We start from the raw sequence: 10,555 nt of genomic DNA on the forward strand, positions 1-10,555 counted from the left end.
GGGGGAGATGATGGACAGGAGAACTCCTCGTCAGCAGCAGGCCGACCAGTTCGACATCATCGTCGTCGGCGCGGGCCCGGGCGGCTACGTCGCCGCGATCCGCGCAGCTCAGCACGGGCTGAAAGTGGCGGTGGTCGAGCGCGGTGACCTCGGTGGTGTGTGCTCGAACTGGGGCTGTATCCCCACCAAGGCCATGCTCCACGGCGCCGACGTGGCCCACGAGATCGCGACGGCAGGGGCACTGGGTTTCAGTGTCGGTGCAGTGTCCTTCGACATCTCCACCCTGGTCGACTACAGCAGACAGGTCGTCGGCCAGCTCACCGGCGGTATCCGCGGACTGCTGGACGCCAACGGTGTGGAGATCGTCGTCGGTGAGGCCACCGTGCCCGACAAGGGGCGCGTCGCCGTCACCACCGGCAACGGTGACCCGCAGGGCCCGTCCCGGGTGCTGCACGCCGACCACATCATCCTCGCCACCGGGGCGCGTCCCCGCTCCATACCGGGGGTCGAACCCGACGGTGACCGGGTGTGGACGTCCACGGACGCACTGCGCCCGGAGGCACTCCCGGCGTCCCTGCTGATCATCGGTTCCGGTGCGATCGGCGCGGAGTTCGCCAGCCTCTACCGTGACCTCGGCACCGAGGTGACCCTGCTGGAGGCACTGCCCGGGATCCTTCCCGCCGAGGACGCCGACGTCTCCGACTTCGTGGCGAAGCAGTTCCGCGCGCGTGGCATCGACGTGCAGACGTCGGTGTCGGTGAAGTCGGTCGGGGCGTCCGCGGATGCGGTGACCACCGTGTACACGGCGTCCGACGGTACGGAGCACACGGCCGTCACCGAGCGGGTGCTGGTCGCCACCGGGGTGACACCGAATTCCGCGGGCCTCGGCCTGGAGGATCTGGGCGCCCGCCTGGACCGCGGGTTCGTGGTCACCGACCAGTGGTGCCGCACAGGTGTCGCCGGGCTGTACGCCATCGGTGACCTTGCCGGTGGACCGTGTCTGGCGCACAAGGCGAGCCATGAGGCGGTACTGTGCGTCGACCACATCGTGGGCGAGTCCGGTGTGACCCCGCTCGACCGGGACTTCGTGCCCGGCTGCACCTACAGTCGGCCGCAGGTAGCCAGCGTGGGGCTGACGGAGAAGCAGGCCCGGGAACGGGTCGGTGCGGGTGGCGTCCGCGTCGGAAAGTTCAGTCTCGCGGGCAACGGTAAGGCGCTGGCGCTGGGCGAACCGGCCGGTTTCGTCAAGACCGTCTTCGACGCCACGAGCGGCGAGCTGCTCGGAGCCCATCTGGTGGGCCCCGATGTCACGGAGATGGTGCAGGGCTTCGGCATCGCGCATTCGCTGCATGCCACGGCTGAGGACCTGGCGGAGGTGATCTTCCCGCACCCGACGGTGTCGGAGGCGATGCACGAGTCCGTGCTCGATGCGCTGGGCCGTGTGATCCACTGGCCGCCGGCGCGGAAGTAGGTGCGTCCGGCGTCCGGCTACGCTGTGCGTCATGACTGATCCCTTCTGGACCGTCTCCGACCTGCACCTCGGCCACCGGCTGGTCGCCGGGTTGCGTGACTTCGCTGACACGGACGACCACGACCGGGTGATTCTCGATAATCTCCGGGCAGTCCCTTCAGGAGCGACCCTCGTCTGTCTGGGGGACATCTCGGTGCGGAAGGACTCCTACGCGCTCGACCGGCTCTCCGCGCTGAAGGCGGAGAAGGACCTCACGCTGTGGCTGGTGCCCGGCAACCACGACCGGGTCCACCCGATGTTCGGGTGGGATTCAGTGGCAGAGTGGACGCCGCGCTACCGGAAAGTCTTCGACGTCATCGCCCCGGACCTGCAGGTCCGCATCGGGCGGTGGTCCGTGCTGTTGACGCACATCCCCCGGGCCTCGGGGAAGGACTCGGTGCCCGACCCGCACCAGACCCCGGATCTGGCCCGGTGGGCGGGGCGCGAAGGGTTCGACTGCACTGTCCACGGGCACACGCACTCCCCGGTGCCGGTGACCCGTAAACACGTGAACCTCAGTCTTGAAGTGACGGGGCTGGCCCCGGTGTCCCCGGAGAAACTGGAGGAACTGGTGACGCAGGCGGTGCGGTTCCGGGGGTGACAACAGTCGGGCGATCGACGAGCTGTCATCGGCTGTCCCGGGTGCTGTTCAGGGCGCGGAAGTGCTCTCCTCGGTTTCTGCGCGGGTGGCTTCAGCATCGGCGCGGGTGCCGGGCGATCTGCCGCTTCTTTCTCACCCCGCAGCGGGTTATGGCGAAGGGCCGGACGGTCAGCGTGACAAGGCGGTCGAAACTGACCGGTCCCTCGAACTCGGCGTTCTCCGCGGCGACGGCGGCATGTCGGTGAACTGCAGAGGCACGCCGACCTGCCCGGAATTTGACGTCATCCACCGAGAGATTCGGAAGTGGGGTGTCCGAGAAGAATCCGGTGGGCACCTGCAGAACCGTCCCCAGGTCTACGGCGACGCGGCCAGGAGCGCCGTCCGACACCTACCGCGACCAGGTGTGCGCGGTGATTCCGGGCTGTCGGGAAACTTCGGTTTTCGACAGTCCGCGACGCATCCGGGCGACCTCGATACGATCGCCGCTGAGGTGGAGTGGGGGTATACCCCGGTCACCCGGTGTCGCAGCAGTTTCGTCTCTTCCGAATCCTGACTTACCGCACTGTGCGGTACGGTCGGTCAGAAACAGCGCCGGTTCTCCCGGACACGGCAGGGGCTTGACGTCGGTTGTGACGACCGGCCGCGTCCCCCACGGACATCGCGCCCCCTGTGGGCCTCCCGAAATCGCCCCCTTGCGGAGACCCTGCGGAACCCTACAGGGACCGGACCCTCACCAGGTGGTCGTTGCAGAACTCGCCGACGCCCCATTCGGCCAGCTCACGACCGTAACCGGAGCGTCCCACACCACCGAAGGGCAGGCCCGCCGCGGTGACGGACGCCTCGTTGACGAAGGACATGCCGACCTCCAGTCGGGCGGCAGTCTGCTCCGCCAGCTCCAGGTCTGTGCCCCACACCGACCCGGACAGTCCGTAGTCGGAGTTGTTGGCTGTCCGCACGGCGTCCTCGACATCGTCGGCACGGTAGACGATGGCGACCGGCCCGAAGATTTCGTTGCAGCCGGCGTCGGCAGAAGGATCGACGTCGGTGAGCAGCGTCGGTTCCATGAACGCGCCGGGTCGGTCCAGGGCGTGGCCGCCGACACGCACCGTCGCGGTCCCGTCCGAGGACGCCTTCTCCAGCCGTTCCACGATCTCGTCCCGTGCGCCGACGGAGGACAACGGGCCCACGTCGGCGTCCGGGTCGTCCCAGGCGCCGGGTCGCAGCGCACCGATTCGCTGTTCCAGTCCGGACACGACACGGTCGTAGTCGTCGTCGAGGACGATCAACCGCTTCGGCGCATTGCAGGCCTGGCCGGTGTTGTACATCCGCAGGCTCACGTACCGGTCGAGGACACGGTCCATGTCCCTGTCCGACAGTCCGCCCAGGATGATGAACGGGTCATTGCCGCCGAGTTCCAGCAGTGACTTCTTGTAGTTCTCTCCGGCGGTGCTCGCCACCGCTGCTCCGGCCCGTTCCGAACCGGTGAGGGAGACCCCGGCGATGCGGGGGTCGGCGACGAAGGCGTCAACCTGTGAGCCGGAGGCGTAGATGTTCTGGAACACGCCGTCCGGCAGGCCCGCCTCCTTCAGCAGGTCCTGGCAGGCCCGGGAGGACAGTGGACAGATCGAGGCGTGCTTGAGGACCAGGGAGTTGCCGAGCAGAAGGTTCGGTGCGGCCCAACGGGCAACCTGGTAGTAGGGGAAGTTCCACGGCATGACGCCGAGCAGAGGGCCGACCGGGTCCTTACGTACATAGGTGTGCAGGGCACCCTGGGCGGGAAGTTCACGGTCGGCGAGAAGTTCATGGGCGTGTTCGGCGTAGTACCGGTAGATGTCGACGACGATGCCGATCTCGGCCTGTGCCCATGCGGTCAGTTTGCCCATCTCGCGTCCGATGTGGGACGCGAGTTCATCGGACTGCTGCTCGTAGAGGTCTGCCGTGCGGGCGAGAACACCCGCGCGTTCGTCAACTGTGGTGGTGCGCCAGTGGTGGTAGGCGTCGGTGGCGCGGTCGAGAATCGCGTCACGGTCGGAGTCGTCGATCCTGGTGAACGTGTCTTCGGAGGATCCGGTGGACGGGTTGTTCAGGCGGAAGGTACTCATGTCTCCTTTGTACGTGACATGTCCGGTCACGTCATCCACGGTCCCGCCGGCTGACCCAGCGACCGGCCCAGTGACCGGCCCTGTGACGGACCCTGTGACCGGCCCTGTGGCAGGCCCCGTGGCAGGCCCTGCCACCTGTCACCTTTCCGCGTCCGTGCCTGCACTAGACTGTCTCACCGTGACTGATCAGAGCTCCTCCGCGAACCGCGCCGACCGCCTGCCGAAGAAATGGAACCCCGCCGACGTCGAAGCTGACCTCTACCAGGGGTGGGTTGACGCCGGCTACTTCCACGCGGACGCCACCAGTGACAGGAAGCCGTTCTCCATCGTGCTGCCGCCGCCGAACGTCACCGGCCAGCTGCACATGGGTCACGCGCTCGACCACACCCTGATGGACGCCATGGCTCGCCGTAAGCGCATGCAGGGCTACGAGGTCCTGTGGCTGCCGGGGTCAGACCATGCCGGCATCGCCACCCAGACCAAGGTGGAGGCGATGCTCAGGGAGACCGAGGGCAGGGACCGTTTCGACTACGGCCGTGAGGAGTTCGTCGACCGGGTCTGGGAGTGGAAGAAGAGGTACGGCGGGGTCATCCAGAACCAGATGCGCGCCATCGGAGACTCGGTGGACTGGGACCGGGAACGGTTCACCCTGGACGACGGCCTGTCCCGTGCGGTCCAGACGATCTTCAAGGAGCTTTTCGACCGCGGTCTGATCTACCGGGCGAAGCGGATGGTCAACTGGTCGCCGGTGCTGCGCACCGCGATCTCCGACATCGAGGTGGTCTACTCCGACGACGACGGTGAACTGGTGACCCTGCGCTACGGTGACGTCACCGGGGAGGGCCCGCACGCCGACGTGGCGACGACCCGTGTCGAGACGATGCTCGGTGACGTCGCCGTCGCCGTCCACCCCGACGACGGGCGGTACAGGGATCTCGTCGGTACCACCCTGCCCCACCCGTTCCTCCCGGACCGTCAGATGGTCGTCATCGCCGACGACTACGTCGACCCGGAGTTCGGTACCGGCATGGTGAAGATCACCCCCGCCCACGACCCGAACGACTTCGCCATGGGCCAGCGGCACAACCTCGACATGCCCGAGGTGATCGACGAGACCGGCCACATCGCGAACACGGGCACCCGCTTCGACGGGATGGACCGGTTCGAGGCCCGCGAACAGATCCGGCTCGCCCTGGAGGAGCAGGGCCGGGTGCTCAAGCGCATCCACCCCTACGTCCACTCTGTCGGTCATTCCGAGCGTTCGAAGGAACCGATCGAACCCCGCCTGTCCGAACAATGGTGGGTCAAGGTCGACGAACTGGCGAAGAAGGCCGGGGACGCCGTGCGTGAGGGTGACACGGTGATCCACCCCGCCAGCCAGGAGCCGCGCTGGTTCGACTGGGTCGACGACATGCACGACTGGTGTATCTCCCGTCAGTTGTGGTGGGGTCACCGTATCCCGATCTGGTACGGGCCGGACGGTGAGATCGTGTGCTGCGGCCCCGACGACCCGAAGCCGACCGGTGAGGGCTGGCACCGGGAGGAGGACGTGCTGGACACCTGGTTCAGCTCGGCCCTCTGGCCCTTCTCCACGATGGGCTGGCCGGATGACACACCCGAACTCCGGAAGTTCTACCCGACATCCGTCCTCGTCACCGGCTACGACATCCTCTTCTTCTGGGTGGCACGGATGATGATGTTCGCCACGTTCGCGGACACCATCGCAGGGTCCACTCTGGGAGAGGGAGAGGCCGGCACCACCGCCGGGCAGCGGGACGGCCGTCCGCAGGTGCCGTTCACGGACGTCTTCCTCCACGGCCTCGTCCGTGACGAACACGGCCGGAAGATGTCGAAGTCCCTGGGCAACGGCATCGACCCGATGGACTGGGTGCGCGACTACGGTGCGGACGCCCTGCGTTTCACCCTCGCCCGCGGCGCCAACCCCGGCACCGACCTGCCCATCGGCGAGGATTCGGCACAGTCCTCCAGGAACTTCGCCACGAAGCTGTTCAACGCCACGAAGTTTGCGCTGATGAACGGTGCCCGCGTCCTCGGTACCGGTGAGGAGGACACGTTCCCCGCCCGGGAAGATCTCACGGACGCCGACCGGTGGATCCTCGACCAGCTGGAGGATCTGCGCGTCCTCGTCGACACCCGCCTCGACCGCTACGAGTTCGCCGTCGCCAACGAGGCCCTCTACCGTTTCGTCTGGAACGAGTTCTGCGACTGGTACCTCGAGATCGCGAAGGTGCAGATCCCACGGGACGCTGACGCCGCCACCGGGGAGGAGAACATCCGCGGGGAGAACACCCGGCTGGTCCTCGGACGGGTGCTGGACACGGTCCTGCGGCTGTTGCACCCGGCAATGCCCTTCGTCACCGAGACCCTGTGGAAGGCACTGACCGGCGGAACTGAGGGCTACCCGGAGAGCCTGGTCGTGGCGTCCTGGCCGACGGCGCAGGACACCAACGGGGGCGCGGCCGCAGACACCGACGCCGCCCGCCGCATCGCCGACGTCGACAAGCTCGTCACCGAGATCCGCAGGTTCCGGGCGGACCAGGGCGTCAAACCGTCCCAGAAGGTGCCGGCACGCTTCGATGCGGCGGCCGTGGACCTCACCGGACTTGAGGACGCTGTGCGTTCCATCGCCAAGGTTACCGTCCCCGACGAGACCTTCACCCCCACCGCCTCAGTGGAACTGCGCCTGTCACAGAGCACCCTGACCGTGGAACTCGACACCTCAGGAACGGTGGACGTCGCCGCTGAGCGCAAACGACTGGAGAAAGACCTGGCGGAAGCGCACAAGGAGCTCGACCGCGCAGACAGGAAACTCGGGAACGACGGCTTCCTCGCCAAGGCGCCCGAGCAGGTCGTCGCCAAGATCCGGGAACGACGGCAGATCGCCGTCGAAGAAGTCGACCGGATCACCGCCCGCCTCGCAGAACTTCCGGAGAAGCAGTGAGCAGGGACGACAGGAGCACCACCGACGGTGCTGACGGTACCGGGACCGGGGACACCGGGCAGGCACGCGGATTCGGCGAGGTGAACATCAGCGAAACCGGACTGGACCTGCCCATCGACCTCAATCAGCCGCAGCAGGACGAGGCACCGGTCACCCGACCGGTCACCCCGGAGGATCTGGAGGCACTCGCCGAAGTCGAGGCCGAACTCAACGACAGGTGGAACGAAACCCACATCGACCCCACCCTCGACCGGATCCGGCAGCTCATGGACCTGCTCGGCAATCCGCAACGGAACTACCAGTCGATCCACGTCGCCGGGACAAACGGGAAAACCTCCACAGTGAGGATGATCGAGTCACTCCTGCGCGCCTTCCACCGCAGAACAGGCCGGACGACCAGCCCGCACCTGCAGATCGCCACCGAAAGAATCGCCGTCGACGGCATGCCCCTGCACCCGGCCGACTACGTACGCATATGGCGGGAGATCGAACCCTACGTCGACATGGTCGACGCCGCCAGCGAGGCCGGGGGAGGACCCCGGATGAGCAAGTTCGAGGTCCTCGTCGCCATGGCCTACGCTGCTTTCGCGGACGCCCCCGTCGACGTCGCCGTCGTCGAAGTGGGGATGGGAGGACGCTGGGACGCCACCAACGTCATTGACGCCGACGTCGCGGTGATCACCCCCGTCGGCCTCGACCACACCGACTACCTCGGCGACACTGTCGCGGAGATCGCCGGCGAGAAAGCCGGGATCATCAAGTCACGCTGGAATGCCGACGACCTGCTCAGCCCACCCGACAATGTCACCATCGTCGCCGAACAGGAACCGGAGGCGATGAAGGTCATCCTCGACAGGGCCGTGTCCGTGGACTCCTCCGTCGCCCGCGAAGGACTGGAGTTCGGCGTCGTCGAATCCGGTGTCGCCGTCGGCGGACAGACCCTGACCATCCGTGGCCTCGGCGGAGTGTACGACAACATCTTCCTGCCCCTCTCCGGTGCCTACCAGGCGCGCAACGCCTCCGTGGCTCTCGCCGCGGTAGAGGCGTTCTTCGGTGCCGGCGCCGGACGCAGTCTCGACATCGACACCGTCAGACGCGGATTCGCACAGGTCACGTCGCCGGGACGTCTCGAAAGAGTCCGTTCCGCACCCAGCATCTTCATCGACGCCACCCACAACCCCCACGGTGCGAAGGCACTGGCGGAGGCCGTGGACCGTGACTTCGCCTTCCGTCGGCTCATCGGCGTCCTCGCCGTTCTCGGCGACAAGGACGCCCGGGGTATCCTCGCCGCACTCGAACCGGTCCTCGACGAAGTGGTGGTCACCCACAACAGTTCGCCACGGGCACTCGACGCGGAAACCCTCGCCGAATACGCCCGTGACGCCTTCGGGGAAGAACGCGTCCACGTCGCCGGCTCTCTGCCCGGTGCAGTGGAACTGGCGGTCCAGCTCGCCGAAGACGACGGCGGATTCGACAGCGGAACCGTGTCCGGCGCCGGAGTCCTGGTCACCGGCTCAGTCGTCACCGCAGGAGAGGCACGCACACTGTTCGGAAAGGAGCCCGCATGACAGCCGCAGCACCCGTGAGAAGAGTTGCCCTGTACCTGGGGTCAGCCACCGGCGATTCCCCGGCCTACCGTGAAACCACGGTGCGCACCGTCGAGGTTCTCGCCGACGCCGGCTGCGAACTCGTCTACGGCGGAGGCTCCGTCGGGCTCATGGGTGTCGCCGCCGACACCGCCCTCGCCGCCGGCATGCCGGTCCACGGTGTGATCACCCGACACCTGATGGACGGGGAGACCGGCCACCCCGGGCTCACCGACCTTGAGGTGGTGGACACCATGACCAGGCGCAAAGAGCGGATGGCTGAAATCGCGGACGCCTACATCGTCCTGCCCGGAGGAATCGGGACCCTCGAAGAATTCTTCGAGGTGTGGGTCGCCCAGGTCCTCGGCATCCACTCCAGGCCCGTCGCACTCGTCGACGTCGACAACTACTGGCAGCCGCTGACAGACATGATCGACCACATGGTGTCCCGGGGGTTCCTTTCCGCGGTGCACCGCGACCACCTCATCCGGGTCAACGACCCGGAGATGATCCCGACCGCACTGGATGTGTGGACCCCTGCTGCGGCAAAGTGGAGCTGACATGAGCGACAGGAACAACAACCCCGGAGTCAGCCCGCTGGGAAAAGGGCACAAACCACAGACCGACCCCTTCAAAGGGCTCAAGGGCATGATGGCCGGCATCATGATCATGGAGGCCCTGGCGGTGATGCTCATCCTGCCCGTCATCGGGAAGATGTGGGACGGAAAATACGCCACCGCCTTCAACCTCGGATACATCGGGATCCTCGCGGTTCTCATGACCGTGGCCGCGTTCCTCCAGTTCCGGCCCTGGGCCGACGGCATGAACATCGTGCTCCAGGTCCTGCTCGTCATCGGAGGGGTGGTGGTGCACCCCGTCGTCTTCATCGTCGCAGTCCTGTTCATCGCAGCCTGGTGGTACACCTACTACCTCCGCGGCCGTCTGAAGAAGAGAATGGACCTGGGGCTCCTCCCCGCCCAGCATTACACGGAGCCGGACAACTCTGACTCCGGACTCTGATCTCCGCGGCCCTGGTCCGGTTTGGGTGGCGCCGCGTGCCGGCCCCGTCATGCCGTCCGGTACCCTGACCGGCATGACTGAACGCACTCTCATTCTCATCAAGCCCGACGGGGTCCAGCGCGGGCTCGTCGGCGAGATCGTCTCCCGGATCGAGCGGAAAGGCCTCCCCCTGGCCGCCCTCGCCCTGCGGCTGGCCGACCGGGCCACCGCCGAGAAGCACTACGCCGAGCACGTCGGCAAGCCCTTCTACGAAGGACTCGTCGAATTTGTCACCGCGTCGCCGCTGATCGCCGGCGTCGTCGAAGGCGAGCGTGCCATCGAAGCATGGCGTCAGATCGCCGGCGCGACCGACCCCGTGTCGGCGGCCACCCCCGGCACAATCCGCGGTGATTTTGCTCTCTCCGTCGGTGAGAACGTCGTCCACGGTTCGGACTCCGTGGAATCCGCCGAGCGCGAAATCGCCATCTGGTTCCCCGAGCTCGCGAAGTAGCCGGAACCGGACCTGCCGCGGTGTGCCACGCCACCGCCCGTCACGACCACGGTCAGACGGACGGTGACGTGGCCTTTGTGCAGGCAGTGGACCCTGACTGGACCCAGTCGCCGGTCAGTGGCCGCCGGTCCCGAAGGGCACCGCAGGGCGGTGGCACCGTGGAGGACGCCCCGGGGCGGGCTGCGTCGGAGAGACACCTGCAGGGCCCCGCCGCGTACGCACGGTGACCGGTCCGTCGACGGCTGACGGGGCATTCCCGGCCCGTCATGATGGGCCCACGCCGG

9 protein-coding genes are annotated in these 10,555 nt (G+C 67.1%); 7 read left to right on the forward strand and 2 right to left on the reverse strand.

All coding sequences use genetic code 11. The features are described from left to right. Positions 1-7: 7 nt before the first annotated feature. Positions 8-1,471, forward strand: coding sequence for a dihydrolipoyl dehydrogenase (gene lpdA, locus E0E18_RS13255; protein ID WP_237559838.1), 1,464 nt, complete (start codon positions 8-10; stop codon positions 1,469-1,471). A 31-nt stretch (positions 1,472-1,502) separates the two neighbouring features. Continuing rightward, positions 1,503-2,111, forward strand: coding sequence for a metallophosphoesterase (locus tag E0E18_RS13260; protein WP_130841762.1), 609 nt, complete (start codon positions 1,503-1,505; stop codon positions 2,109-2,111). 91 nt (positions 2,112-2,202) lie between these two features. On the opposite strand, the gene E0E18_RS13265 is transcribed toward E0E18_RS13260, so the two are convergent. Together E0E18_RS13265 and E0E18_RS13270 are read right to left on the reverse strand one after the other, a co-directional pair. Next, a complete protein-coding gene (locus tag E0E18_RS13265; RefSeq protein WP_130841764.1) occupies positions 2,203-2,445 on the reverse strand; it encodes a hypothetical protein in 243 nt (80 codons plus the stop codon). Positions 2,446-2,824: 379 nt separating this feature from the next. After that, positions 2,825-4,213, reverse strand: a complete 1,389-nt coding sequence (locus E0E18_RS13270) for an NAD-dependent succinate-semialdehyde dehydrogenase (protein ID WP_066586105.1) — start codon at positions 4,211-4,213, stop codon at positions 2,825-2,827. Positions 4,214-4,391: 178 nt separating this feature from the next. On the opposite strand from E0E18_RS13270, the gene E0E18_RS13275 reads away from it, so the two are divergent. The 5 genes from E0E18_RS13275 to ndk all read left to right on the forward strand — a co-directional run bounded on the left by E0E18_RS13275 (position 4,392) and on the right by ndk (position 10,271). Continuing rightward, positions 4,392-7,175, forward strand: coding sequence for a valine--tRNA ligase (locus E0E18_RS13275; protein WP_130841766.1), 2,784 nt, complete (start codon positions 4,392-4,394; stop codon positions 7,173-7,175). A gap of 80 nt (positions 7,176-7,255) precedes the next feature. Beyond that, positions 7,256-8,743: a bifunctional tetrahydrofolate synthase/dihydrofolate synthase gene (gene folC / locus E0E18_RS13280; protein WP_419866067.1), complete on the forward strand. Its 1,488-nt coding sequence runs from the start codon at positions 7,256-7,258 to the stop codon at positions 8,741-8,743. Beyond that, a complete protein-coding gene (locus E0E18_RS13285) occupies positions 8,740-9,321 on the forward strand; it encodes an LOG family protein (protein ID WP_130841770.1) in 582 nt (193 codons plus the stop codon). The genes folC and E0E18_RS13285 overlap by 4 nt, the downstream gene beginning before the upstream one ends. A gap of 1 nt (position 9,322) precedes the next feature. Next, the gene (locus tag E0E18_RS13290; protein WP_066584825.1) at positions 9,323-9,781 is read left to right on the forward strand and encodes a DUF4233 domain-containing protein; all 459 of its coding nucleotides are present in this window, start codon (positions 9,323-9,325) and stop codon (positions 9,779-9,781) included. Between the two features lie 73 nt (positions 9,782-9,854). After that, positions 9,855-10,271 (forward strand): nucleoside-diphosphate kinase, encoded by a 417-nt coding sequence (gene ndk / locus E0E18_RS13295; RefSeq protein WP_130841772.1) that lies wholly within the window; start codon positions 9,855-9,857, stop codon positions 10,269-10,271. Positions 10,272-10,555: the final 284 nt, after the last annotated feature.

The sequence above is a fragment of the Corynebacterium neomassiliense genome (assembly GCF_900626215.1).
In the GTDB taxonomy this organism is placed as follows: Bacteria; Actinomycetota; Actinomycetes; order Mycobacteriales; family Mycobacteriaceae; genus Corynebacterium; species Corynebacterium neomassiliense.

What these genes read in the sequence shown, in the direction of transcription:
- lpdA (WP_237559838.1), top strand. Translation starts at nt 8, where the DNA reads ATGATGGACAGGAGAACTCCTCGTCAGCAGCAGGCCGACCAGTTCGAC.
- E0E18_RS13260 (WP_130841762.1), top strand. Translation starts at nt 1,503, where the DNA reads ATGACTGATCCCTTCTGGACCGTCTCCGACCTGCACCTCGGCCACCGG.
- E0E18_RS13270 (WP_066586105.1), bottom strand. Translation starts at nt 4,213, where the DNA reads ATGAGTACCTTCCGCCTGAACAACCCGTCCACCGGATCCTCCGAAGAC.
- E0E18_RS13285 (WP_130841770.1), top strand. Translation starts at nt 8,740, where the DNA reads ATGACAGCCGCAGCACCCGTGAGAAGAGTTGCCCTGTACCTGGGGTCA.
- E0E18_RS13290 (WP_066584825.1), top strand. Translation starts at nt 9,323, where the DNA reads ATGAGCGACAGGAACAACAACCCCGGAGTCAGCCCGCTGGGAAAAGGG.
- ndk (WP_130841772.1), top strand. Translation starts at nt 9,855, where the DNA reads ATGACTGAACGCACTCTCATTCTCATCAAGCCCGACGGGGTCCAGCGC.